The sequence below is a fragment of the Nonomuraea turkmeniaca genome, from assembly GCF_005889735.1.
GTDB classification, from domain to species: Bacteria; Actinomycetota; Actinomycetes; order Streptosporangiales; family Streptosporangiaceae; genus Nonomuraea; species Nonomuraea turkmeniaca.
Map to the genome: position 1 here is coordinate 69,410 of NZ_VCKY01000003.1, position 23,357 is coordinate 92,766.

General features: G+C 70.9%; 23 protein-coding genes. 16 read left to right on the forward strand and 7 right to left on the reverse strand.

Annotated features, from left to right (window positions below; all coding sequences use genetic code 11):
* Position 1: 1 nt before the first annotated feature.
* Both ETD86_RS01575 and ETD86_RS01580 read right to left on the reverse strand, forming a co-directional pair.
* Positions 2–187, reverse strand: coding sequence for a DUF5708 family protein (locus ETD86_RS01575; RefSeq protein WP_138664258.1), 186 nt, complete (start codon positions 185–187; stop codon positions 2–4).
* A gap of 79 nt (positions 188–266) precedes the next feature.
* Positions 267–1,865: an AMP-binding protein gene (locus ETD86_RS01580; protein WP_138664259.1), complete on the reverse strand. Its 1,599-nt coding sequence runs from the start codon at positions 1,863–1,865 to the stop codon at positions 267–269.
* Between the two features lie 85 nt (positions 1,866–1,950).
* On the opposite strand from ETD86_RS01580, the gene ETD86_RS01585 reads away from it, so the two are divergent.
* The gene (locus tag ETD86_RS01585; protein WP_138664260.1) at positions 1,951–2,796 is read left to right on the forward strand and encodes a LuxR C-terminal-related transcriptional regulator; all 846 of its coding nucleotides are present in this window, start codon (positions 1,951–1,953) and stop codon (positions 2,794–2,796) included.
* Here ETD86_RS01585 and ETD86_RS01590 read toward each other — a convergent pair.
* Complete coding sequence (locus tag ETD86_RS01590) at positions 2,762–3,739, reverse strand: serine hydrolase domain-containing protein (RefSeq protein WP_170222822.1); 978 nt, start codon at positions 3,737–3,739, stop codon at positions 2,762–2,764. The genes ETD86_RS01585 and ETD86_RS01590 overlap by 35 nt on opposite strands.
* 163 nt (positions 3,740–3,902) lie before the next feature.
* On the opposite strand from ETD86_RS01590, the gene ETD86_RS59560 reads away from it, so the two are divergent.
* From ETD86_RS59560 to ETD86_RS01660, 15 genes are all read left to right on the forward strand, one after another.
* On the forward strand, positions 3,903–4,361 hold the full coding sequence (locus ETD86_RS59560; RefSeq protein ID WP_425465607.1) for an alpha-L-rhamnosidase-related protein: 459 nt from the start codon (positions 3,903–3,905) through the stop codon (positions 4,359–4,361).
* 93 nt (positions 4,362–4,454) lie between these two features.
* Positions 4,455–5,690 carry a Tm-1-like ATP-binding domain-containing protein gene (locus tag ETD86_RS01600; RefSeq protein ID WP_138664262.1) on the forward strand — a complete coding sequence of 412 codons (1,236 nt, stop codon included), beginning with the start codon at positions 4,455–4,457 and terminating at the stop codon, positions 5,688–5,690.
* Positions 5,687–6,508: a phosphoenolpyruvate hydrolase family protein gene (locus ETD86_RS01605; protein ID WP_138664263.1), complete on the forward strand. Its 822-nt coding sequence runs from the start codon at positions 5,687–5,689 to the stop codon at positions 6,506–6,508. The genes ETD86_RS01600 and ETD86_RS01605 overlap by 4 nt, the downstream gene beginning before the upstream one ends.
* Before the next feature lie 11 nt (positions 6,509–6,519).
* Positions 6,520–6,927 (forward strand): cupin domain-containing protein, encoded by a 408-nt coding sequence (locus tag ETD86_RS01610; RefSeq protein WP_138664264.1) that lies wholly within the window; start codon positions 6,520–6,522, stop codon positions 6,925–6,927.
* Positions 6,927–7,535: a gamma carbonic anhydrase family protein gene (locus ETD86_RS01615; RefSeq protein WP_138664265.1), complete on the forward strand. Its 609-nt coding sequence runs from the start codon at positions 6,927–6,929 to the stop codon at positions 7,533–7,535. Before ETD86_RS01610 ends, ETD86_RS01615 begins: the two co-directional genes overlap by 1 nt.
* 74 nt (positions 7,536–7,609) lie before the next feature.
* Positions 7,610–7,741 (forward strand): hypothetical protein, encoded by a 132-nt coding sequence (locus ETD86_RS58950; protein ID WP_281286854.1) that lies wholly within the window; start codon positions 7,610–7,612, stop codon positions 7,739–7,741.
* A 34-nt stretch (positions 7,742–7,775) separates the two neighbouring features.
* Complete coding sequence (locus ETD86_RS01620; protein ID WP_246147497.1) at positions 7,776–8,096, forward strand: hypothetical protein; 321 nt, start codon at positions 7,776–7,778, stop codon at positions 8,094–8,096.
* A 127-nt stretch (positions 8,097–8,223) separates the two neighbouring features.
* A complete protein-coding gene (locus ETD86_RS01625; RefSeq protein WP_138664294.1) occupies positions 8,224–9,732 on the forward strand; it encodes a glycoside hydrolase family 43 protein in 1,509 nt (502 codons plus the stop codon).
* A 413-nt stretch (positions 9,733–10,145) separates the two neighbouring features.
* The gene (locus ETD86_RS01630) at positions 10,146–12,575 is read left to right on the forward strand and encodes a beta-xylosidase/alpha-l-arabinosidase (RefSeq protein WP_138664266.1); all 2,430 of its coding nucleotides are present in this window, start codon (positions 10,146–10,148) and stop codon (positions 12,573–12,575) included.
* 114 nt (positions 12,576–12,689) lie between these two features.
* The gene (locus tag ETD86_RS01635; RefSeq protein WP_211369750.1) at positions 12,690–13,685 is read left to right on the forward strand and encodes an ABC transporter permease; all 996 of its coding nucleotides are present in this window, start codon (positions 12,690–12,692) and stop codon (positions 13,683–13,685) included.
* On the forward strand, positions 13,679–14,557 hold the full coding sequence (locus ETD86_RS01640; RefSeq protein WP_138664267.1) for a carbohydrate ABC transporter permease: 879 nt from the start codon (positions 13,679–13,681) through the stop codon (positions 14,555–14,557). The genes ETD86_RS01635 and ETD86_RS01640 overlap by 7 nt, the downstream gene beginning before the upstream one ends.
* Positions 14,558–14,584: 27 nt before the next feature.
* Positions 14,585–16,219: an ABC transporter substrate-binding protein gene (locus tag ETD86_RS01645; protein WP_138664268.1), complete on the forward strand. Its 1,635-nt coding sequence runs from the start codon at positions 14,585–14,587 to the stop codon at positions 16,217–16,219.
* Between the two features lie 4 nt (positions 16,220–16,223).
* The gene (locus tag ETD86_RS01650) at positions 16,224–16,547 is read left to right on the forward strand and encodes a GH39 family glycosyl hydrolase (RefSeq protein WP_211369751.1); all 324 of its coding nucleotides are present in this window, start codon (positions 16,224–16,226) and stop codon (positions 16,545–16,547) included.
* A gap of 219 nt (positions 16,548–16,766) precedes the next feature.
* Positions 16,767–17,576 carry a GH39 family glycosyl hydrolase gene (locus ETD86_RS01655; protein WP_138664269.1) on the forward strand — a complete coding sequence of 270 codons (810 nt, stop codon included), beginning with the start codon at positions 16,767–16,769 and terminating at the stop codon, positions 17,574–17,576.
* Positions 17,573–18,259: a DUF624 domain-containing protein gene (locus tag ETD86_RS01660; RefSeq protein WP_138664270.1), complete on the forward strand. Its 687-nt coding sequence runs from the start codon at positions 17,573–17,575 to the stop codon at positions 18,257–18,259. Before ETD86_RS01655 ends, ETD86_RS01660 begins: the two co-directional genes overlap by 4 nt.
* On the opposite strand, the gene ETD86_RS01665 is transcribed toward ETD86_RS01660, so the two are convergent.
* The 4 genes from ETD86_RS01665 to ETD86_RS01680 form a co-directional block, all read right to left on the reverse strand.
* The gene (locus tag ETD86_RS01665; RefSeq protein WP_246147499.1) at positions 18,256–20,271 is read right to left on the reverse strand and encodes an alpha-glucuronidase; all 2,016 of its coding nucleotides are present in this window, start codon (positions 20,269–20,271) and stop codon (positions 18,256–18,258) included. The genes ETD86_RS01660 and ETD86_RS01665 overlap by 4 nt on opposite strands.
* Before the next feature lie 113 nt (positions 20,272–20,384).
* Positions 20,385–20,759 carry a FixH family protein gene (locus tag ETD86_RS01670; protein WP_138664271.1) on the reverse strand — a complete coding sequence of 125 codons (375 nt, stop codon included), beginning with the start codon at positions 20,757–20,759 and terminating at the stop codon, positions 20,385–20,387.
* Positions 20,760–20,767: 8 nt separating this feature from the next.
* Positions 20,768–22,078 (reverse strand): hypothetical protein, encoded by a 1,311-nt coding sequence (locus ETD86_RS01675; protein ID WP_138664272.1) that lies wholly within the window; start codon positions 22,076–22,078, stop codon positions 20,768–20,770.
* Positions 22,075–23,208 carry a hypothetical protein gene (locus ETD86_RS01680; protein WP_246147501.1) on the reverse strand — a complete coding sequence of 378 codons (1,134 nt, stop codon included), beginning with the start codon at positions 23,206–23,208 and terminating at the stop codon, positions 22,075–22,077. Before ETD86_RS01680 ends, ETD86_RS01675 begins: the two co-directional genes overlap by 4 nt.
* Positions 23,209–23,357 lie beyond the last annotated feature (149 nt).

Consider the following 23,357-nt stretch of genomic DNA (forward strand, 5'->3'; position numbering starts at 1 on the left):
GTCAATCGCTCCGCACGGTCTTGTACACGCCATAGAGGGTCTCCACCCCGCCCACGACCATCAGGATCAGACCGATCTTCGACGGTGTGAAGATGAAGATCTCCTCGTCGAGGCCGAACAACCACAACGCCAGCCCGCCGACGAAGGTGGCCAGGCCGGTGAGGAGTGTCCTGCGGGCGGAAGTCATGCCGGAAACGCTAGTGAAGCGCCAGGTCGCGGGGCTTCCTGCGCGTTGAGGAGATCGGCGTACATCTTTCGTCTGACGTTCAGGGGCCGAGGAGGCGGGCGGCCTGTTCGCGCATCTCCACCTTGCGGATCTTCCCGGTGACCGTCATCGGGAAGGAGTCCACCACGTGCGCATATCGGGGGATCTTGTAGTGGGCGAGGCGACCCGTGCAGAACTCCCTGATCTGCTCCGCCGTCAGGGGCTCGGCGCCCGGCCGCATGACGATCCAGGCCATGAGCTCCTCGCCGTACTTCTCGTCCGGTACGCCGATCACCTGGACGTCACGGATGTCCGGGTGGCCGTACAGGAACTCCTCGATCTCGCGCGGGTAGATGTTCTCGCCGCCGCGGATCACCATGTCCTTGATGCGGCCGACGATGTTCACGTAGCCGTCGCCGTCCATGGAGGCGAGGTCGCCGGTGTGCATCCAGCGGGCGGCGTCGATGGCCTCGCCCGTCGCCTCCGGCTGGCCCCAGTAGCCGAGCATGACCGAGTAGCCACGGGTGCACAGCTCGCCTGGCGCGCCCCTGGGGACGGTCAGCCGGGTCTCCGGGTGCACGATCTTCACCTCGATGTGTGGCATCACCCGGCCGACGGTCTCGGTACGGCGGGCCAGCCCGTCGTCGCCGCGGGTCATGGTGGAGACGGGCGAGGTCTCGGTCATCCCGTAGCAGATGGCGACCTCGGCCATGTTCATCTCGCTGACCACGCGCTTCATGACCTCGACGGGACACGGCGAGCCCGCCATGATGCCGGTTCTGAGGGTGGAAAGGTCGAAATTTCCGGACATGGCGAGTTCGGCGATGAACATCGTCGGCACCCCGTACAGGGACGTGCACCGCTCGTCCTGCACGGCCCGCAGCGTCGCCTCCGGGTCGAAGCCGGGCGACGGCAGCACGATGCACGAGCCGTGCGAGGTCGCGCCGAGGTTGCCCATGACCATGCCGAAGCAGTGGTACAGCGGCACCGGCAGGCACACCCGGTCCCGCTCGCTGTAGCCGAGGAGCTCGCCGACGAAGTAGCCGTTGTTGAGGATGTTGTGGTGCGACAGCGTCGCGCCCTTGGGGAAGCCGGTGGTGCCCGAGGTGTACTGGATGTTGATCGGGTCGTCGAAGGTCAGCTCCGCCGCCCGCGCCCGCAGCGCCGCCGGGTCGCCGCGCCGGCCGTTCTCGATCAGCTCGTCCCAGCCGTCCTCGCCGATGAAGATCGCGTCCGCGAAGCCGATCTCGCTGATCATCGCCCGGTAGTCGCTGGTCTTGTGCGTGACCGCGCTGATCAGCAGCCGCATGCCGGACTGCTGCACGACGTAGGCCAGCTCGTGGGCACGGTAGGCGGGATTGACGTTGACCAGGATCGCGCCGATCTTCGCGGTGGCGTACTGGACGAGCACCCATTCGGCGCAGTTGGGCGCCCAGATGCCGACCCGGTCGCCCTTGGCGACGCCCCGGGCCAGCAGGCCGAGCGCCACCCCGTCGACGGCGGCGTCCAGCTCGGCGTAGGTCCAGCGGCGCCCGGCCGCCACGTCCACGAGCGCTTCCTGCTCGCCGAACCGTGCCACGGCGCGCTCGAAGTTCTCCCCGATCGTCTCGCCCAGCAGGGGCACGTCCGACACGCCTGAGGCGTACGAGAGGTCAGCCATGCACGCAGCATCCCCCCGGGCCGGTGCCGCCGCCACCCCCGTTCGGGGGTAGCCCGGCGCGGCGGGACTCGTCCATGCTGGGGACATGGCCGTACCGCACGAGGCGCTCCAAACCGCCGTTGGACGGCTGCGCCGGGCGACCGGGCTGCCCGTCGCGTTCGGCGGGCTGGTGGCCCGTGGACGGCACGGCGTCACGCTGTCCGAGTTCAGCGGCACCCTGACCGGCGCGCTGCGCGGCCTGGTCGTCAGTGAGGGCAACGGGCTGGGTGGCCGCGTGATCACCACGGCGCGGCCCGGCGCCGTCGACGACTACGCCGCCGACCCCGGCATCAGCCACGAGTACGACAGGCCGGTGATCGCCGAGGGGCTGCGGGCGATCGCGGCGGTCCCGGTCACCGTCGACGGCACGGTGTCCGGCGTCCTGTACGGCGGGATCCGCGAGCCCTTGTCGATCAGCGACCGCGCGGTGGACGCCATGACCCGGGTCGCCGCCCGGGTGAGCTTCGAGCTGACCGTCCGCCGCGAGGTGGAGCGCCGGCTTGCCCAGCTGGAGACGGCGGCCATCACCCGGGCCGCCCGCGAGGCGCCGAGCGCGGGGGAGTGGGAGGCGGTCCGCCAGGCGCACGCCCAGCTCAGGGCCATCACGCAGGAAGTCGCCGACCCCGGGATCCGGGCGCGGCTGGAGGACGTGTGCGACCGGCTGGCCCGCCCCGGCGATCTCCCCTCCGGCCAGGCGAACCCGCTGTCGTCGCGCGAGCTGGACGTGCTGGCTCTGGTCGCGGTCGGCTGCGGGAACACCGAGACGGCCGGCCGGCTCGGCATCCGCCCGGAGACGGTCAAGAGCTACCTGCGCAACGCCATGCGCAAGCTGGGCACCCACACCCGCATGGAAACCGTCATCGCGGCCCGCCGCCAGGGCTTTCTCCCTTGAGCGACGTGACCTCGTCGAGAAGGCCGCTGAAGAGATCTCCCCGGCGTTCGGTGTCGTCGGCGATGGCGATGAGCACGATGTTCACGCCCAGCTCGGGCAGCCGGGCTTGCAGGGCTCGCAGGCCCGGCCAGCCGCCGCCGTGACGGTAGACGCGGTGCCCGGCATGCGTCCGGACACCCATCCCCCAGGCGTAGTCGATCGGCGTCCCGTCCTCGAGGCGGCCGGGGGTTTGCAGGAGGGGCGAGATGCCGAGTTCGTCGGCATTGAGCGCCTGGCTCCACCTGACCAGGTCGCGAGCGGTGGTCCACACGCCTCCGTCGCCCAACGACAGCGGCGCGGGATGCGCCGGTGACAGGGGTGCCGCGCCGGGAGGTGCTGGGGCGGGTCCTGGCCAGTAGCAGGTGTCGTTCATCGCCAGGGGAGCGAAGAGCCGGCGGCGCGCGAAGGCGGGAAGGTCCTGATCGGCCGCCCGCTCCAGTACGGAGGCCAGGCAGACGTACCCTGCGTTCGAGTAGACGTACTCGCTGCCTGGTGTTCCCTGCACGGCGGGGAGACGGGCGAGGGCCCGGATGACGCCGTGGCTGGTCCGGTCGCCGTCGATGAGGGCGTCGACCTCGGCATCAGGGGGCAGGGCGGCGGTGTGGTGCAGAAGGTGACTGAGCCGGACGGTGTCCGCCCATGCGGGCAGCCGGGGCAGCCACTCCGACAGGACGGATTCCAGGTCGAGCACGCCCTGCCGGACGAGCAGCGCCGCGCAGGCAGCGGTGATCTGTTTGGACAGGGAGGCCGCGTAGACGAGGGTCGTCGCGGTGAGCGTCTCGCCGGTGGCCGTCAGTCCCTGCGCATGGAAGACGGGCGGACCGCCGCGGTGCCGCAGCCCGAGCACGAGCGGCTCGTCAGGGCGGTAGCCCGCTTCGGCGATGCGCCGCCGCAGCCACGACACGCTCAGGTCTCGTCGTCGTGGAGTGAGCGGTGCAACCGGCCGGCCGCCGCCTCGATCAGGTCGAGCACCTGCGGCTGGCCCAGCACCAGGCCCACTCGATGGCGCTCGGCAGCAGGCTCGACGTGCTCGGCAGCGCCCCCTCACGAACCGGCTGCACGAGAACATCCGCTGGGGCCAGCGCGGCAACTTCGTCTCCGTGCCCACCGACTGCCGGCAACGCGGCCAGCGCCTCGGCTGGCTGGCCGACGCGCAGGTCTTCCTGCCCACGGCGGCTCGTGGCGCGGACGTGGCGGCGTTCTTCGCCGACTGCCTGCCCGCGATGACCGCCTGGGTGGACGGCATCGAATGGCACAATCCCAACCTATCTGGCGAAACCGCACCGGCCGCAACTACGGCGACTGGCTGCAGGCGCGATCAGGCAGGCCCCGTACTCACCGGGATCGGCCGCGCCGACCTGGCCTACCGCCTCCTCCACCTGGAGACCTTCCCCAGCCTGGCTGTTCTCCGTGACGCACGGCTCCACGACCATCTGGGAACGCTGGGACGGGGCGGCGTGGAACCGCGGCTGACCGGGCACATCAACGCCGGGCTCAACGTGGGCCCGAGGAGATCGTGGAGGTGATCATCCACTGCGTGCAGTACGCGGGGTACCCACGGGCGATCAACGCGCTCACCGTGGCCAAGAAGGTCTTCGAGCAGAGAGGTGTGGCATGACATGCCGTCCGTCGTACTGATCGGCACCCTCGACACCAAGGGCGAGGAGTACGCGTGGCTGCGTAACCGGCTGGTCGAGCTGGGCAGCGACGTGATCGTGGTCGACGCCGGCGTCGGCGCGCACGAGGCCCTCGTCGACTTCTCCAACCAGCAGGTCGCCGTGGCGGCCGGACAGGACGTGGGCGCGCTGCGGGAGGCGGGCGACCGGGGCGCCGCCGTCACCGCCATGGGCGAGGGCGCGGCCGCGATTCTGGCCGGGCTGCACGCCGACGGCCGCGTGGACGCCGTGCTGGCGCTCGGCGGCAGCGGCGGCTCGTCCATCGCCGCGCGGGCCGTGCGCGACCTGCCCATCGGCGTGCCCAAGCTGATCGTCTCCACGATGGCCGCCGGCGACGTGTCGCCGTACGTGGGGGCCAAGGACGTCACGCTCATGTACAGCGTGGTCGATATCGCGGGCATGAACCGGGTCTCGCGCGCCATTCTCGGCAACGCCGCCGCCGCTGCCGCCGGCATGGCGTCGGCCCACCAGCTCGCCAAGGCCGCGCGGACCGCCGTCGGCAAGGACCGGCCGCTCATCGGCGCGTCCATGTTCGGCGTCACCACCCCGGCCGTGGACGCCGCCCGCGAGCGGCTCGGGGAGCTCGGCTACGAGGTGCTGGTCTTCCACGCGACCGGCTCCGGCGGCCGGGCCCTGGAAGGGCTGGCGGCCAGCGGCATGCTGGCGGGCGTGCTCGACCTGACCACCACCGAGCTGGCCGACGACCTCGTGGGCGGCGTGTTGTCGGCCGGCCCCGAGCGGCTCACCACGGCCGGCGCGCACGGCGTGCCGCAGGTGGTGGCGCCCGGCGCGCTCGACATGGTCAACTTCGGCCCGCGCGACACCGTGCCCGCCGCGTTCGCCGACCGCCTGCTGTACGTGCACAACCCGACCGTCACGCTCATGCGCACCACCGCCGAGGAGATGCGCGAGCTGGGCCGCCGCGTGGCCGCCAAGCTGCGTGAGGCGAAGGGGCCGGCGGTGTTGTTCCTGCCCCGGGGCGGGGTCTCCGCGCTGGACGCGCCCGGCGCCGCCTTCGCCGACCCGAAGGCCGACGCGGCCTGCTTCGAGGCCATGGAGGAGGGGCTGCGCGGCTCCGGCGTCGCCGTCGAGGACCTCGGCCTGCACATCAACGACCCCGCCTTCGGCCGCGCCATGGCCGACAGGCTCCACGACCTGATCTCCGGAGGTGCCTCGTGACCAGGCAGGATGTTCTCGACAGGCTTCGCGCCACGGTCACCGCGGGCCGGCCCGTCGTCGGCGCGGGCGCCGGCACCGGCCTGTCGGCCAAGTGCGCCGAAGCCGGCGGCGTCGACCTGATCATCATCTACAACTCGGGCCGCTACCGGATGGCCGGACGCGGCTCGCTGGCCGGGCTGCTGCCGTACGGAGACGCCAACCAGATCGTCGTCGAGATGGCCTCCGAGGTGCTGCCCGTCGTCCGCGACACGCCCGTGCTGGCCGGGGTGTGCGGGACCGACCCGTTCCGGGTCATGCCGCTCTTCCTCGACCAGCTCAAGGCCATGGGCTTCGCCGGCGTACAGAACTTCCCGACCGTGGGCCTGTACGACGGGCTCTTCCGGCAGAACCTGGAGGAGACCGGCATGGGCTACGACCTGGAGATCGAGATGGTCCGGCTGGCCCACGAACGCGATCTGGTCACCGCGCCCTACGTCTTCGACGAGGACCAGGCGCGGGCCATGGCCGAGGCCGGCGCCGACGTGCTCGTCCCGCACGTGGGGCTGACCACCAAGGGCAGCATCGGCGCGGGCACCGCACTCAGCCTGGACGAGGCGGCCGAGCGGGTCCAGGCCATGCGGGACGCGGCCGCCGCCGTACGGCCCGACGTGCTCGTGCTCTGTCACGGCGGGCCGATCGCCGAGCCCGAGGACGCCGCCTACGTGCTGTCGCGGACCAAGGGTGTCGTCGGGTTCTTCGGGGCGTCGTCCGTCGAGCGGCTGCCGACCGAGCGCGCCATCACCGAGCAGGTCCGAGCCTTCAAGTCACTGAGCTTCTGAGGAGAGTCGCCATGCACGTCAGCCCCGACAACGTGCCCACGATGGCCTTCGACTGGGGGTCCATCAAGTGGTTCGTCACCCCGTCGGCCATCCCGGGCGCGAGCAGCAGCCTGGGTGAGGTCATCGTCAACCCCGGCAAGGGGCACGCCCGCCACAACCATCCCAACGCCGAGGAGGTCATCTACGTGATCTCGGGGGAGGGGCGGCAGATGGTGGACGACGGGGAGGAGTTCACGATCAAGGAGGGCGACACCGTGCACATCCCGGCGGGGGCCTACCACTCGACGTACAACACGACCTGGCGGCCGCTGCGGCTGATCGTCACGTACACGCCCGGGGGAGAGGAGAAGGCGCTCGAGGCCGCTCCCGATCTCACGCTGCACGAGGCGGGCAGCGTCGCGGAGTGGCGCCAGGCCTGATGCTGATCGAACATCGGGGCAAGCGCCCGGTCGTGCCCGAGTCGGCATACGTGGCGCCGACCGCCGTCCTGTGCGGCGCGGTCGTACTCGGCGAGCACGCCCGCGTGCTGCACGGGGCGGTGCTGACGGCCGAGGACGGCGAGGTGCGCACCGGCGCGGACGTCGTGATCATGGAGAACGCGCTCGTCCGCGGCCGGGCCCGGCACCCGGCGCTCATCGGCGACGCGGTGCTCGTCGGCCCGCACGCGCACGTCAACGGGGCGACGCTGGAGGACGAGGTGTTCGTGGCGACGGGCGCCTCGGTCTTCCCGGGCGCGGTCGCGGGCGCCGGCGCGGAGCTACGCGTCAACAGCGTCCTCCATGTCAACTCCCGGCTCGCCCCCGGGGCTGTCCTCCCGATCGGGTGGATCGCCGCCGGGGACCCGGCCGAGCTGTTCCCTCCGGACCGGCACGCCGAGCTGTGGGAGGTGCAGCGGGGTCTGGACTTCCCCGGGACGGTGTACGGGGTGCCGCGTGGCACCCCGATGGGCGAGATCATGGCCCGTCAGGTGCGCTTCTACGGCACCCACCAGACCGACCACCCACTGGACCCGCCCCCGCCGGCCTGACCACCGCCCAGGCGAGCACCCGTCCGGGCGAGCCGACGCTCACCATCGACCGTCTGATCGAGGAGGGTGACACCGTGGGGGCGGTCGGCGGCGGCAGCGCCGTCATGAAGGAAGGCGGCACGTTGCGCTTCGTCTGCTGCGACGTGTTCACCTTCACCGGCGAGGCGATCAGCCGGCTGGAGACGTGCCAGGTGAACCTCAGCTGATCTCCTGCAGCTGGCGGCGGAGCTCGACGGCGCGGTGGAAGTAGTGGGCGGCCAGCGCGGTCTGGCCGGTCGACCGGTGCAGCTCGCGGCGCTGGGCACGGCGGGCACCGTCTTCCTGCTGTACAACACCGCCAACGGCAACAACTGCGTGGCGACGCTCAAGAAGACGTCGCTCGGCACGGCCACCGCGACCAGCGCGTACCTGGAGGTCGAGGGCAAGACGCGGGTGACCGACAGCGGCAACTTCGCCTACTACGCCGGCCCGGTACGCGCGTCCGCGGCGGACAAGTGCGTCAGATGGGGCGGCAAGGCCGGATCGGCCGTCTACACCAGCCCCTTCGAGCACTGCGGTTGACCCTGGGTCCCGGCGGACGTTCCCTTTGACGAGTGTCGAGCAGCGCGCCTAGAGTCCCGACCTGATGATCGGCTCCTGACCGAAAATTTTCGGCGAGGCCGGGCGGAAAGGACACCCTGACGTGCGCATGTACGACAACCCGGTGATCGGCGGGTTCCATCCGGATCCGAGCGTGTGCCGGGTCGGCGAGGACTACTACCTGGCGTGCTCCAGCTTCGAGTACTTCCCCGGCGTGCCGATCTTCCACAGCCGCGACCTGGTGCACTGGCGGCAGATCGGCAACGTGCTCGACCGGCCCGCGCAACTCGACCTGCCGCCCGAGGCGTCCGCCTCGGGCGGCGTCTACGCGCCCACCCTCCGGCACCACGACGGCCGGTTCCACCTGATCACGACGAACGTCAACGGCGGCGGCACCTTCGTCGTCACCGCCGACCGTCCAGAAGGTCCCTGGTCGGACCCGGTGTGGATCGACCTGCCCGGCGTCGACCCGGACCTGGCCTGGGACGAGGACGGCTCGTGCTGGAGCGCCGTCTCCGGTAACCAGGTGGCGCGCATCGACCCGTCGGAGGGCAAGGTCCTGGAGGGCCCGTACCCCATCTGGTCGGGCACCGGCGGGAAATATCCGGAAGCGCCGCACCTGTACCGGGTGGACGGCTGGTGGTACCTGCTCATGGCCGAAGGCGGCACCGAACGCGGTCACGCCGTCTCCGTCGCCCGGGCCCGCTCGCCGCGCGGCCCCTTCGAACCCGGGCCGGCCAACCCGATCCTCACCCACCGCGGCACCGACCGGCCGATCCAGAGCACCGGGCACGCCGACCTCGTCCAGGCGGCCGACGGCGGCTGGTGGATGGTGCTGCTGGGCACCCGGCCGCGTGGCCACAGCCCCGACTTCCACGTCCTCGGCCGGGAGACCTTCCTCGTCCCGGTCACGTGGGCGGACGGCTGGCCGGTCGTGGGTCCGGTGGAGGAACGCCATCCCGCGCCGGCCGCCTGGCACCCGTTTCCCGGCGCGCCGTCCCGGGACGACTTCGACGGCGAGACGCTGGCGCCGTACTGGGTCTCGCCGCGCAGCCGCCCCGACGGCTCCTGGTCGCTGGCCGACCGCCCCGGATGGCTCACCCTGCACGCCACCGGCCCGACCCTCGACCGGCCCGGCCACACGTTCGTCGGCCGCCGCCAGCAGCACCACGACTGCCGCGTCACCGCCCGCCTCGATCCCGGCTCGGCGCGGGCGGGACTGTCGGTGCGGATGGACGAAGCCCACCACTACGACCTGGAGGTGGGCGACGGGCAGACGCGGCTGATCGCCAGGATCGGACCGCTCCGCCAGTGCGTGGCCCAGCACGCCGTGCCGCCGGGGCCGCTCACGCTCGCCATCGACATCCGCACCCGCGACATCCTGCCGCCGTCCATGACGGGGCCGGTCACCGGACCGGTGGGCGTGGAGGCGCGAGGGCCGGACACCATCGCCTTCTCCGCCGCCGGGGTGCTGCTGGGCGAGCTGGACGGCCGGTACGTGTCCACGGAGGTGGCCACCGGCTTCACGGGACGGGTCATCGGCATGTACGCCACCGAGGGCAGCGCCTCCTTCGACTGGTTCGACTACGAGCCCGGTGAGGGTGCGGACGGTCCGTGACAGCCCGCCGGCGAGGCGCGGCGGCGGGCTCGTTGCGCAGGCGGGGTCGCGAGGGGCACCGGTCGTCGCCGTGCTCGTGACGATGTTGCTGATCGACCGCCGTCACCACACGCCGGCGTAATGCGGCCGGTTGAGGCCTTCGCACGTTCGCCGACCACCCGGCAACGTGTCATCCCGATCGCCGAGCGGCAACTTGTCCCCGGCATGTCCCGGCCATATTGCCGGAAAGTTTCCGGAAATTTGCTGGTGTCGGTCCCTCCTATTGGGCCTGTGACCCGCGCGAACGTCGCAAATTGCGTTAACGACACAGCAGCCTGGAACCCCTTGACACGATTCCATGCGCCCCATAAGTTGCCGCAATATTAACGGATCTTCTCGAAAGTTTCGGTGGCATCACCGGTCGAAGGGACGGCATGAGGGGCCAGGTACCAATTGACACGAGTCCGGCGACCGGTGAGTCAGCGCCGTGGCGGGACACGCGGCTGTCGCCCGCCGAGCGGGCCGCCGCGCTCGTCCCGCTCATGACGCTCGAGGAGAAGGTGGCTCAGCTCGTCGGCGTCTGGGTCGGCGCCGATGCCTCAGGGGGAGGCGTCGCGCCGCACCAGGCCGAGATGACGGGCGTGGAGTGGAACGACGTCATCCGCCACGGGCTGGGCCAGCTGACCCGTCCGTTCGGGACCGCGCCGGTCGATCCCGTCGCCGGCGCGCGTTCGCTGGCGGCGTCCCAGGAACAGATCATCACGGCCAGCCGGTTCGGGATCCCGGCGCAGGTGCACGAGGAGTGCCTGACCGGGTTCGCGGCCTGGAAGGCGACCGTCTACCCGGCGCCGCTCAGCTGGGGCGCGTCCTTCGACCCCGAGCTGGTCGAGGAGGTGGCCGGGCAGATCGGCCGGTCGCTGCGGGCCGCGGGCGTGCACCAGGGCCTCGCCCCCGTCGTCGACGTGACCAGGGACTACCGCTGGGGCCGTACCGAGGAGACGATCGGCGAGGACCCGTACCTCGTCGGCACCATCGGCGCCGCCTACGTGCGCGGCATCGAGGGCGCCGGCGTCGTCGCCACGCTGAAGCACTTCGCCGGGTACGCCGCCTCCCGCGGCGGCCGCAACCACGCCCCCGTGGCGATGGGGCGCCGCGAGCTGGCCGATGTCGTGCTGCCGCCGTTCGAGATGGCCCTGCGGCTGGGCGGCGCCCGGTCGGTCATGAACTCCTACGCCGAGATCGACGGCCTGCCCGTGGCCGCCGACGAGGAGTTGCTGACCGCGCTGCTGCGCGGTGACTGGGGGTTCTCCGGCACGCTCGTCTCGGACTACTTCGCGATCCGGTTCCTGGAGCGCCTGCACGGGGTCGCCGCCGACGGCGTGGACGCGGCGCGGCTGGCCCTGCGGGCCGGGATCGACGTCGAGCTGCCGACGGTCGACACGTTCGGCGCCCCCCTGATCGAGGCGGTGAAGGCCGGCGACGTCGACGAGGCGCTCATCGACCGCGCCCTGCAGCGGGTGCTCACACAGAAGGCCGAGCAGGGCCTTCTCGACGCCGATTGGAAAGCGCTTCCCGAGGACGTGGAGGGGCTCCGCCTCGACGACGAGACCGGCCAGGACCTCGCCCTGCGGCTGGCGCGGGAGTCCGTCGTCCTGCTCCGCAACACCGGCGGAGTCCTGCCGCTGGCCGCAGGCCGGCGGGTCGCGCTCGTCGGCCCGGTCGCCGACGACCCGATGGCGATGCTCGGCTGCTACACCTTCCCCGCGCACGTCGGCCCGCACCCGGAGCATGGCCTCGGGGTGGACATCCCCTCGCTGCGCGAGGCCCTCGGCGAGATGGTCCCGGACCTCGCGTACGCGCCCGGCTGCGACATCACCGGCGACGACACCTCCGGCATCGCCGCCGCGGCTGCGCTGGCGGCCGAAGCGGACGTGTGCGTGCTGGCCGTCGGCGACCGGGCGGGGCTGTTCGGGCGCGGCACCTCGGGCGAGGGCTGCGACGCGACCGACCTGCGGCTGCCGGGCGTGCAGCCCGAGCTCGTGCGGGCCGTGCTCGCCACCGGCACCCCCGTGGTGCTGGTGTTGCTGGCCGGCCGCCCGTACGCGCTGGGCGCCGAGGCCGACGAGGCCGCGGCGATCGTCTACGGCTTCTTCCCCGGCCAGCGCGGGGGCCAGGCCCTCGCCGAGGTGCTCACCGGCGCGGTCAACCCGTCGGGGCGGCTGCCGGTCAGCGTGCCGCGCGACGCGGGCGGGTTGCCGTCGACCTACCTGTCGCCGCCGTTGGGCCGCCGCTCGGAGGTGTCGTCCGTGGACCCGACGCCCGCGTACCCGTTCGGGCACGGGCTCGGCTACACCACGTTCGACTGGAGTGACGCCGCCCTGCTAGGGGCGGCGGAGTGGCCGGTGGACGGCGAGGTCACCGTCGAGATCACGGTGCGCAACACCGGGGCGCGGCCCGGCACGGAGGTCGTGCAGCTGTACCTGCACGACCCTGTCGCGCAGGCGACCAGGCCGGTGGTGCGCCTGGTCGGTTACGTCCGCGTCCCGCTGGAGCCGGGCAGGGCCGCCCGCGTGTCCTTCACGGTCCCCGCCGACGTCACCTCCTTCACCGGGGTACGCGGCAAGCGCGTCGTCGAGCCCGGCGACGTCGAGCTGCGCTTCGGCCACTCCAGCGCCGAGACCGCGGCGACCGTGCCGCTCCGCCTGACCGGCGCCGAGCGCGAGGTCGGACACGACAGGAGGTTGCTGGCCATGGCCGGCGTAACCCGCGAGGGAGTGCCGGCGCCTGGAGGAGCGGCGGGAGCGGAGCGACCAGAGTGGGGGAAGGCGGTGGCATATGGCGACCGAGCCCGCCTCACGGAGTGAGGCCAATAAACAGGGTGGGAGTGCCGTCGTCTGGAGGAGCGGCGGGAGCGGAGCGACCAGAGTGGGGGAAGGCGGTGGCATATGGCGACCGAGCCCGCCTCACGGAGTGAGGCCATGAGCACGCGCGGGATGAGCACGACCCTGGACGACCCGCCGCCGGGCACCCGGCCGGCCAGGCCGGACCCCGGCCGGCGGCGGCGCGCCAAGCCGGGTACGTGGCGGCACGCACTGCGCCGCGACTGGCAGCTGTACTCGCTGGTGATCCTGCCGCTGCTGTTCTTCCTGATCTTCCGGTACGCCCCGATGCTCGGCAATGTGATCGCCTTCAGGCGGTTCGAGCCCGGCGGCAGCATCTTCGGCGAGTCCTGGGTGGGCCTGCGGTACGTGGAGATGTTCCTGAGCGACCCGACGTTCTGGACCGTGTTCAGCAACACGCTCATCCTCGGCGGGCTGACGCTCCTGTTCTGCTTCCCGCTGCCGATCGTGCTCGCGCTGCTGCTCAACGAGGTACGCAGCCGGCGCATGAAGCGGTTCCTGCAGTCGGTGTCCTACCTGCCGCACTTCCTGTCGATGGTCATCGTGGCCGCCCTGGTCATGCAGATGCTGGCCATCGACGGGCCGATCAACCAGATCGTGAAGGCGTTCGGCGGGGAGGCCACCCCGTTCATCCAGAAGGCGGAGTGGTTCCGCACGATCTTCGTCTCGTCGGAGGTCTGGCAGACGGTCGGCTGGGGGACCATCCTCTACCTGGCCGCGCTGACGACCATCGACGAGCAGCTCTACGAGGCGGCCAGGATGGACGGCGCCGGCCGGTGGCGGCAGATCTGGCACGTCACGCTGCCGGGCATCCGGCCCACGGCCGTCACGCTGCTGATCCTCAATCTCGGCACGTTCATGGCCACGGGCTTCGAGAAGGTCCTGCTGCTGTACAACCCGCTGACGTATCCGACCGCCGACGTGATCACCACGTACTTGTACCGCATGGGCGTGGAGTCCAGCTCCATGAGCTACGCCGCCGCCATCGGCCTGTTCGAGGCACTGGTCGGCGTGGTGCTGATCGTGTCGGCCAACTTCATCTCCCGCCGCACAGTAGGGACGGGCCTGTGGTGACGACCGTGAAGAGCCGGGGCTACCGCGTCTTCCAAGGGATCAACGCCGTCATCCTGACCGGCGTCGTGATCGTGACGCTGTATCCCTTCGTCAACATCATCGCCCGCTCGTTCAGCGACGAACGACACATCGTCGCGGGCCAGGTCAACTTCTTCCCGCGCGGGTTCAACGTCAAGACGTACCAGCTCGTGGTCTCGGACCCGATGTTCTGGACGAACTATCGCAACACCGTGGTGTACACCGTCGTGGCCACGGCCATCGCGATGGTGCTGACGACCTGCTACGCGTACGTGCTGTCCAAGAAGCACCTCAAGGGCCGCACAGGCCTGATCTGGGTGGCCATCTTCACCATGATCTTCTCCGGTGGCCTGATCCCCCAGTACGTGCTGGTCAACAGCCTCGGGCTGACGAACTCCATCTGGGCCATCGTCCTGCCCAACGCCATCAGCGTGTTCAACCTCCTGGTCATGAAGGCGTTCTTCGAAGGCCTGCCGAGGGACCTGGAGGAGGCCGCCGCCATCGACGGCCTCAACACCTACGGCATCCTGTGGCGGATCGTGCTGCCGCTGTCGAAGGCGGTCATCGCCACGATGGTGCTGTTCTACGCCGTCTCGTTCTGGAACTCGTGGTTCACCGCGTTCCTGTACCTGAACGAGCAGGACCTGTTCCCGGTGACCATCTACCTGCGCAACCTCATCGCCGGAGCCACCGGCGCCGAGTCCGCCGGGGCCGCGCTCTCCGAGGTGTCGGCGGCCGCGGCCAACATCCAAGCGGTCACGATCATGCTCACCGTCCTCCCCATCCTGGCGGTCTACCCCTTCGTCCAGCGGTACTTCGTCTCCGGAGTCATGCTCGGCGCGGTCAAGGGCTAGCCGATGTCCATCCGAAAGGAACCCCCCATGCAGCACATCTCCCGCCGGCAGGCACTCATCGGGCTCGGTGCGCTCACCTTCGTCGTCGCCGGCTGCGGCGAGGACGAGGCCCCGAAGAAGGCCGCCGATTCGGCGAACAAGGCCGGCGCGATGGCCGGCTACGCCGCCGGCCAGCAGTTCAAGGCCACCCAGCCGGTCACGTTCGACATACTGCACCTCAACAACCCGTTCTACCCGCTCAAGAAGGACTGGCTGCTCTGGCAAGAGATCACCAAGCGGACCAACGTGACGCTCAAGCCGGTGGAGGTGCCGCTCAGCGACTACGAGAAGAAGCGCGGCCTGCTGGTCGGCTCCGGGCAGGCGCCGCTCATCATCCCGAAGACCTACCACCCGTCCGAGGAGGCGTTCGTCGCCTCCGGCGCCATCCTGCCGGTCAGTGACTACCTCGACCTGATGCCGAACTTCAAGGACAAGATCGCCAAGTGGAAGCTCGAGCCCGAGCTGAACACGCTCCGGCAGGCCGACGGTAAGTTCTACCTGCTGCCCGGCATCCATGAGAGCCCTTGGGTGGACTACTCCCTGGCGGTCAGGACCGACATCCTGGACAAGCACGGCCTGGAGATCCCGACGACCTGGGACGAGCTCTACACCGTGCTGAAGGCGCTGAAGAAGGAGTACCCCGACCTTTACCCCATGACCGACCGGTGGGGCGTGCCCACGCCAGGCGGTAACCTGCTCAAGATCGTGGCCCAGGCCTACGGCGCCAAGGGTGGCTGGGAGTACCAGCACGCGACCTGGGACTCCGCCGCCGGCAAGTTCGCCTACACCGGCGCCATGCCGCAGTACAAGCAGACGATCGAGTACCTGCGCAAGCTGGTGGAGGAGAAGCTGCTCGACCCGGAGAGCTTCACGCAGCAGGACGAGCAGGCCAAGCAGAAGTTCAACTCCGGCAAGTCCTTCGTCATCAGCACGAACGCGCAGGCGATGATCAACGACTACCGGCCGACGCTCACCAAGCTCGTCCCCGACGCCAAGATCGTCAAGATCCCGGTGCCGATGGGACCGGTCGGGGAGTACAAGATCCAGACCCGGCTCGAGAACGGCGTCATGATCTCCAAGAAGGCCCTGGAGAACGAGAACTTCGTCGCCATGATGCAGTTCATCGACTGGCTCTACTACTCCGACCAGGGCCAGGAGTTCGCCAAGTGGGGCGTCGAGGGCACGACGTTCACCAAGGACGCCTCCGGCAAGTACACGCTGACGAAGGACGTCGACTTCCTCGGGCTCAACGCCGGTGCCTCCAAGCACCTGCAGAAGGACTTCGGCTTCTCCAACGGCGTGTTCGCCTACGGCGGCCCCCTCAAGCTCGTGCAGTCCACCTTCTCCGAGGAGGAGCTGGCGTTCCAGAACGTGATGAACGCCAGGCAGCTCTGGCCGGTCGAGCCGCCGCGCCCGTTCAACGACGTGGAGCGTGAGCAGGCCACGCTGTGGGAGACGCCGCTGAAGGACTTCGTCACCCAGCAGACGCTGAAGTTCATCCTCGGCGAGCGCGACCTGAGCGAGTGGGACGCCTACGTCAAGGAGCTCGAGGGCAAGAACATGACCGCCTACATCAACCTGGTCAACACCGCCTACGACCGGTTCAAGAAGCAACACGGCTGATCTGATGCGGATCGTGGTTCCGGAGCGGTCCTCGGGGCGGCTGGCGGAGGCCTGGCGTTTCTGCGTCGGCACCGGCCGCTTCGAGCTCGCGCTCCGGCGCGACCACCAGGAGCCGCTGGCGCTGGTCCAGCGGGAGATCGGCTTCCGGCACATCCGGGGCCACGGGTTGCTGAGCGACGGGGTCGGCGTCCACCGCCCGTACGAGTACGGGGGCACGCGCCACGTGCGGCACTCGTTCACGTCGGTACGGGCTCGACGAGGTGCGCACCTGGCCGATCGAGGTGTGGAACGAGCCCAACGTCAACGGCTCGGGCCCGAGGGCCCATAGCTTGCAGCTCTCGCTCCCGTCTGGCGGACAGGCACAGGCCGCACTGCGGAACGACGACGCCCCGCTTTGGGCTGGTTGACGGCAGCCCCGGCATGGGCGAACCACGCCTGACACGGTTCCGATAGCAGATCACAAGGCCGTACCCCGGCATGGCCGGGTGCGTTCGATCCCGTAACAGCATCACCAAGGGTAATGCATTGACCACGGAGAGGTAAACACATGCCGTTCGGCGTGCACCAGACGCTGCGGCCCGCGTCGGACCTGCTGGAGCAGTTCGCCATGCCGCGCCGCCAGCTCGCCGGCAGCGCGCTGGACGGGCTGCCGGTGCACATCACGGAGTTCAACTCCTCCTACCGGCCCGACAACCCGATCCACGACACGGCCTTCAACGCCGCGTACCTGGCTCCGGTGCTGGCGGCCGGGGGAGAAGTGGCCGACTCCTTCTCGTACTGGACCTTCAGCGACATGTTCGAGGAGGTCGGGATCCCGACGTCGCTCTTCCACGGCGGCTTCGGGCTGCTGACCCACCGGCAGGTCAAGAAGCCGACCTACCACCTGTACGCGTTCATGGCCCGCATGGGCGACCAGGTCCTGGCACGCGGGGACGGCCATCTGGTCACCCGGGACGGCGCCGGCCGGGTGAGCGTGCTGGCGTGGGCGCCGGTGGACGTGACCGGCGCGGCTCCCGTGGACGGGCACTCCGTGCGGCTGTCGATCCCGATCGGGGAGGTCGCTTCGGCGTTCATGCTGCGCTCGTCGGTGAGTGAGGAGCACGGCAACGCCTGGGCGGCCTGGTGCGAGATGGGCCGGCCCCGCTCGCCCCGGCCCAGGGAGCTCGACGTGCTGCGGGAGGCCGCCGAGCCGGTCCGCGCCCACCGGAGCCTGCCGGTGGCCGGCGGTAGGGTGGATCTCGATCTCACGCTCGGCCGCCACGAGGTCACCCTGGTGGAGCTGACGCCGGTGGTGGACGAGACGCCGCCGTGGTGGGACGCCGGGCGGCTGCTCGGTCTGGGAGAGGAGAGGCGATGAGCGAGGTGACGGCCGGGCGGCGGTTCGGTGAAGGGCCGCTCTCGCGGGCCTCGGCGCTGATCTACACCCTGCTGGTGGTCGAGGGCATGTTCCTGGTCGCGGCCGCGCCGGGGCTGGTCGCGCTGCCCCTGCTCGGTCAGGACGTCAGTAACGTGCCGCTGGCTGCGCTCTGCGCGCTGCCCCTCGGGCCCGCGCTGTCCGCCGCGCTCTACGCGTTGCGCCATCGCAGCCGGGACCTGACGGATCTGCACCCGGCGGCGGCGTTCTGGCGCGGGTACAAGGCCAACGTGCGCGGGGTGCTGAAGATCTGGATCCCGTGGCTGGCCGGAGTGGCGATCATCGGGATGAACTTCGCGAACTTCGCCGCAGCCGGGGTGCCGGGGTGGTGGGCGGTGCTGCTGGGGCTCGTCGCGGTGGCGGCGATGCTCTGGGTCGCCAACGCGCTGGTGATCGCCTCGTTGTTCGAGTTCCGGGCGGTGGACGTGGCCCGCCTGGCCGCCTACTTCCTCATGCGCCATCCCAAGGCGACCCTGGGCAACGTGCCGCTGCTGGTCGTGGCGGGCGGCGTCACCCTGATCGGGACCGAGCTGGCGGCGGCCGTCCTGGCCTCGGCGTTCGCGGCGGTGCTGTTGTGGAACAGCCGGCCGGTGATCGCCGAGGTCCAGGAGGAGTTCACGGCCTAGGGGATGCGCCGGCCGCGCGCGTCCGGCACCCCCGACTTGCGGAAGAAGTAGGCGTTGATCTGGTCGCGCCACTCCTCCGCGCAGCGGAGCTGTTCATCGAGCAGCTCCTGCACCCGGGTGTGCAGCGCCGGGTCCATCAGCCCCGCTGTCTTGTCCCAGTGTGCGCGCATCTCGGCGGCCTCCTCCGCCCCGGCGAAGTGGGTGTCGTAGATGTGCTGGATGACGGTCGAGCCGCTGTGCAGCAGGTGCCCGTACGGCACGTGGTGGAAGAACAGCAGCAGCTCGTCCGGGCACTGCTCCAGGGACTCGTAGACGTCCGACCAGGGCTCCGGATACTGGCCGGTGTAGCCGGTGCCGGTGGCGCGCGTGCGGTCCACGCCGACGCCGTCCCGGTCCGCGAAGTGGTACGTCCCCCACGGCGTGTACTCGTACCCGTCCACGTCGGGCCCGTAGTGGTGGCCGGGCCTGACCATGAAGCCGACGCCCAGCGGCGCAGTGTATCGCTCGTAGGTCCGCCAGGAACCGTCCATCATCGTGTGCAGCGTTCCCCGGAGCGGCTCCGGGGACGGGGCGAACGTCAGGTCGATCCACTCGTCCAGGACGGCGGCGGGGTCCAAGCACGGGTCCCAGGCGAGCCGTCCGAACGCGTACAGGTTGGCCTGCGCGAGAGGATGTCCGGTCCAGTAGTGGTCGTCGCCCACGTTGGAGACCGCGACGAGCTCGGTGACGACCCCGGCCACGTCGCGGCCGTCCTGACCCCACGGTCGGAAGCCGAGCAGCTCACGCCACATCGGGGCCAGGTAGCAGACGTGCTTCTGCTGGCCGGTGTACTCCTGGGTCACCTGGAACTCCACCGCCAGGCGGGTCGCGGGCATGGCCGCGATCACCGGCGAGACCGGCTCGCGCGGCTGGAAGTCCATGGGGCCGTACTTCACCTGCAGGATCGCGTTGTCGCGGAAACTCCCGTCGAGCGGGGCGAAGTGGTCGTAGGCCGCGCGGGCCCGGTCGGTCGACCGGTCGCGCCAGTCCTGCCGATGGTTGTAGACGAACGCCCGCCAGTGCACGACGCCGCCGTGCGGGGCCAGCGCGCCGGCCAGCATGTTGGCGCCGTCGGCGTGGCTGCGCCCGTACGCGAACGGGCCCGGCTGGCCCTCCGAGTCGGCCTTGACCAGGTAACCGCCGAAGTCGGGGATCGTCTCGTACACTCGCGCGGTCGTCGCGGCCCACCACTCCCGCACGTCCTCCTCCAGCGGGTCGGCCGTCGGCAGGCCGCCGAGCGCGATGGGGGAGGCGAAGTTGACCGACAGGTGCACGCGGATGCCGTAGGGGCGCAACTCGGCGGCGATCGCGGCGACCTCGCCGAGGCGGTCGGTCAGCAGGCGGGCCTCGGTGGCGTGCACGTTCACGTTGTTGATCGCGACCGCGTTGACGCCGGATGCGGCCAGCAGCCGCCCGTACGCCCGCACCCGCGTCAGGTCGTGGCGCAGGACGCCGTCCCGCCAGAAGATCGATCCGCCCGCGTAGCCGCGCTCGACCTGCCCCATGACCGGGTGCACGTCGATGTTGTCCCAGTGGTCGAGCATGCGCCGCCGCATCGCCGGCTCGTGCCGCTCCACCGGCCGCGCCGGCCCGAAGGCCGCCTCGCCGAGCCTGACCAGGTGGAACAGGCCGTAGAGCAGCCCGGCCGGGCCGCCCGCGAGCACTACCGTGACGCCGTCGCGGCGGGCCAGCCCGTAGCCCTCCTCGCCGATCGGGCCGGCCTCGGCCAGGACCGCCGCCGCGACCGGCGGCAACGGGCCGGCCGTGGTGAGCGCGAGCACGAGGTCGCAGGGGCCGTCGCCGGTCCGCTCGACGCTGCCGCCGTACCGGGCGCAGGCGGCGGCGACCTCGTCGTGCACGGTCTCGGCGAGTGCGCCCCCGCCCAGCACGCGGGCCCGGCGCGAGCCGATCGCGCGGAACGCCTCCGGCGGCAGCCACGCCGCGTGCACGTCGGTCAGCTCTGGAATGGTCACGAGGCTCCTCCGGCCGTCATGATGATCGGTCGTGGACGAATCTATCGAAACCGGTCAGACCGGCGGAGGTCAGACCACCCCACGGCCCAGGGGCCGCCCTGCGGGCGCCGGTCTTACCCGGTGATCAGCGCGTTGACGACCAGCACCTCTTCGCCCGCGGACCCGTCCAGCCGGATCGACACCTCCCAGGCACCGGTCATGGGGAACAGCTCGCCCTCGGCCACGAAACGGCCGGGCGCCGCCTTCCGCGCGGTGAGCTCGGGGGTGGAGTGCCCCATGCCGGGCATCACCGCCGACACGGCCACGTCGTCCGGATCGCCCGACGTCACCAGCACCTCGACCGAGACGCGGCCCGTCGTCGGCTCGTCGCTGACGACCGTGACGGCGTAGCGGGTCCCCGCGCTGCTCACGCGGAGCGGCTCGGCGGCCAGGCCGCGGCCGACGATGAAGATCACGGCCGCCGCGACGACCAGGGCGACGGCGATCATGATCCGCTTCACTGAACGGTCTCCGAGACGTCCACGGTGAACGGCACGGTCACGATCCGGTCGGCCAGGGCGTACTGGGCCCAGGCGAGATACCGTCCCGGCTCGGGAAAGCTGAAAGTGAAGCGCAGCCGGGGACCGCCGGAACCCATCTCGTGCACATGGCCGAGGAAGTCGCCGTCCTGGCTGCGGACGATCAGGTGACCGCTCATGCCGAGCCACGGCCTCACCGGTCCTGTGGCGTCGAGCTCGACGGTCGCCGGCCGGCCCGCGACGGGAGCGGCGGGCCGCATCCGCGGTGGCGCGGCGGGCTCCGCGTCGCCGGCCCCGAAGGCGGCGCCGGCGGGCTCCGCGCCGCCTTCGGGGCTGCCCATGTCCACCTCACCATCGATCCTGAACCGTCCGGTGAGGAGCTGTCCGCCGGAGTCCTCCCGCTCCAGCTCGACATGCGTCCGGTAGGCGCCTGGCCGGTCCGCCCGCAACCTGACCTCCAGCCGCCCTGCCGCCGTGCGCAGCGGGTGCAGGTGCCGGAAGAACCTCCCGTCCTCGCTGGTGACGACCACGTGGGCGAGCGCCTCGTGGTGGATCGCGAGATCGTCAACGGGCCGCCCGGTGGACCCGTCGACGAGATCAACCCGCACGGTGAACTCCTGTCCCACCGCCGGCCGCGCCGGCACCGTCTCCACCCGCCCCTGCACGAACGGACGCCCGCCCGCCTGCGACGTGACCACGGGCGCGGCGCCGTCCGGCGGCCCGGCAGGGAGCATCGGCTCGAACACGATGGCCATGACCGCGACCGTCACCCCCACGGCCGCGCCACCCGACACCGCCATGGCGCGGCCCGGCCGGGCCACCGCCCCGGTGAGCAGGCCGCCCACCAGCAGCAGCCCGGCCACGAAGAAACCGCCGTAGATCAGGAGCTCCGCGCCTGTTCCGCGCTCCACGAGCACGCGGAACGGCACCACGGCGACCTCGTTCCCCGCCCGCAGCGTGAGCTCGTGCGGCCCGGTCCGCTCCACCCTGAGCTCGGTGTACTGCGGATCCCGCAACACCGGACGCGCCACGCCGGTCACCGTGCGGCCGTCCTCGACGGACCGGACGGCCAGCTCGACCGGCGGGCCGGTGACCGGCTCGAAGGCGATGACGCCGATCCGCAGAGGACCGGGCACCCGCGTGGTGCCCTTGACCACCACGGTGACCTCCATGCCGGCGATCGTCTGGGCGATCCGCAGGTCCGCGCCCGCCGAGACGTTGTGCGCCGCGGCCGGCGCGGCGCACAACAGCACCAGCACGACGACCAGACAGAGCAGCCGCCGGATCATGCCCTGTCGTCGACGGGCGTATCGACCGGGCCGGCCCTGTCGGCCTTGTCGGGCAGGTCAGGAGCGCCGGGCAGGCTGACCTCGTTCGGCAGGAACAGCGCCCCGAGCAGCAGCCCGATCAGCCCGGCCACGATCGGTGCGCCGGTCCACAACTCCGGCGTGTCGGGCAGCCCGCCACCCGTCGCCGCCGCGAATCCGATGTACAGCGACCAGGTGGCGAAGCTCGACAACCCGGCGAACGCCCAGAAGGCGAAGCGCCGGCCGGCCGACGGGCGCAGCCAGAGGATCAGCACGTCGGCGGCGAGGCCACCGGCCACCACGGACACCAGGATCGGCACGTTGTCGAACGCCGTCTGCGCGCCCGGCATGAGCACCGCCAGCGCGTACATGATGGTCACGCTGCCGAACGGCAACCGCCACCGGCGCACCAGCAGCAGCACGGGCGCCAGCAGGACGATGTTCGTGAGGGCGATCGTCGTGGCGAGCCGGTCCGCGCCCCCGTCGTCCAGGAGGGAGAACGCCTCGACGATGCGGCCGGCGCGCCACTGCAGGGCGTCGCCGTACGACAGGAACAACGACACCAGCGTGGTCGCGAACGCCAGCCCGATCAGCGCCGGCAGCAGGCGTCCCAGTGTCGGTCCCGCGCCCACGTCGGGGGCGTTCCAGGCCGAGCGGAGCGGCGTGGTGATGATGAGCAGCATCGACGTGACCAGCCCCAGATGCGACGGGCTGAACAGAATGTCGATGCTCGTCTCGATGCCGAGGATGGTGTGCCACATCATGTCGGCGAAGCCGAAGGCGGCGAACGCGGGCACCGCCACGAGTCCGGCCAGATATCCCTGGGGCACCGCCGCCAGTCCCTGCCGGCCGGCGCGGACGTTGCGCCACACCTGCCAGATGATCCAGCCGGATACGGCCGCGAATCCCGAGTAGAACGCCGCGTGCCATGGCGTGAAGAACGTCTCCAGCTCGCTGTCGAGGTTGGAGTGCGCCCAGGCGTCGATCATCAGCCCGATGCCGAACCACACCCCCAGCAGCGCGGTGACGAGGTCGGTGCGGACCGACACCCACGTCCGCGGCTCACCCGTGTCCACCAGTAATCGTCGAATTCCGTCATTCGCCAAAGCCACCTCGAGCCTCCTTCGCCTGACTTCGATCTTTCCAGACTTGGAATAAGGACGGGGTTGCGAATTTCCGCCGAATGTGGCGTTGTGTAATGGCCATTTCGCGCTGCGTCTTTAATGTGACTGTTTTCGAAGGGACAATGCACAGCCGGTGA

What these genes read in the sequence shown, in the direction of transcription:
- ETD86_RS01610 (WP_138664264.1), top strand. Translation starts at nt 6,520, where the DNA reads ATGCACGTCAGCCCCGACAACGTGCCCACGATGGCCTTCGACTGGGGG.
- ETD86_RS01635 (WP_211369750.1), top strand. Translation starts at nt 12,690, where the DNA reads ATGAGCACGCGCGGGATGAGCACGACCCTGGACGACCCGCCGCCGGGC.
- ETD86_RS01650 (WP_211369751.1), top strand. Translation starts at nt 16,224, where the DNA reads ATGCGGATCGTGGTTCCGGAGCGGTCCTCGGGGCGGCTGGCGGAGGCC.
- ETD86_RS01630 (WP_138664266.1), top strand. Translation starts at nt 10,146, where the DNA reads ATGAGGGGCCAGGTACCAATTGACACGAGTCCGGCGACCGGTGAGTCA.
- ETD86_RS01660 (WP_138664270.1), top strand. Translation starts at nt 17,573, where the DNA reads ATGAGCGAGGTGACGGCCGGGCGGCGGTTCGGTGAAGGGCCGCTCTCG.
- ETD86_RS01575 (WP_138664258.1), bottom strand. Translation starts at nt 187, where the DNA reads ATGACTTCCGCCCGCAGGACACTCCTCACCGGCCTGGCCACCTTCGTC.
- ETD86_RS01585 (WP_138664260.1), top strand. Translation starts at nt 1,951, where the DNA reads ATGGCCGTACCGCACGAGGCGCTCCAAACCGCCGTTGGACGGCTGCGC.
- ETD86_RS01645 (WP_138664268.1), top strand. Translation starts at nt 14,585, where the DNA reads ATGCAGCACATCTCCCGCCGGCAGGCACTCATCGGGCTCGGTGCGCTC.
- ETD86_RS01600 (WP_138664262.1), top strand. Translation starts at nt 4,455, where the DNA reads ATGCCGTCCGTCGTACTGATCGGCACCCTCGACACCAAGGGCGAGGAG.
- ETD86_RS01675 (WP_138664272.1), bottom strand. Translation starts at nt 22,078, where the DNA reads ATGATCCGGCGGCTGCTCTGTCTGGTCGTCGTGCTGGTGCTGTTGTGC.
- ETD86_RS01615 (WP_138664265.1), top strand. Translation starts at nt 6,927, where the DNA reads ATGCTGATCGAACATCGGGGCAAGCGCCCGGTCGTGCCCGAGTCGGCA.
- ETD86_RS01670 (WP_138664271.1), bottom strand. Translation starts at nt 20,759, where the DNA reads ATGATCGCCGTCGCCCTGGTCGTCGCGGCGGCCGTGATCTTCATCGTC.
- ETD86_RS01580 (WP_138664259.1), bottom strand. Translation starts at nt 1,865, where the DNA reads ATGGCTGACCTCTCGTACGCCTCAGGCGTGTCGGACGTGCCCCTGCTG.
- ETD86_RS01655 (WP_138664269.1), top strand. Translation starts at nt 16,767, where the DNA reads ATGCCGTTCGGCGTGCACCAGACGCTGCGGCCCGCGTCGGACCTGCTG.
- ETD86_RS01625 (WP_138664294.1), top strand. Translation starts at nt 8,224, where the DNA reads ATGTACGACAACCCGGTGATCGGCGGGTTCCATCCGGATCCGAGCGTG.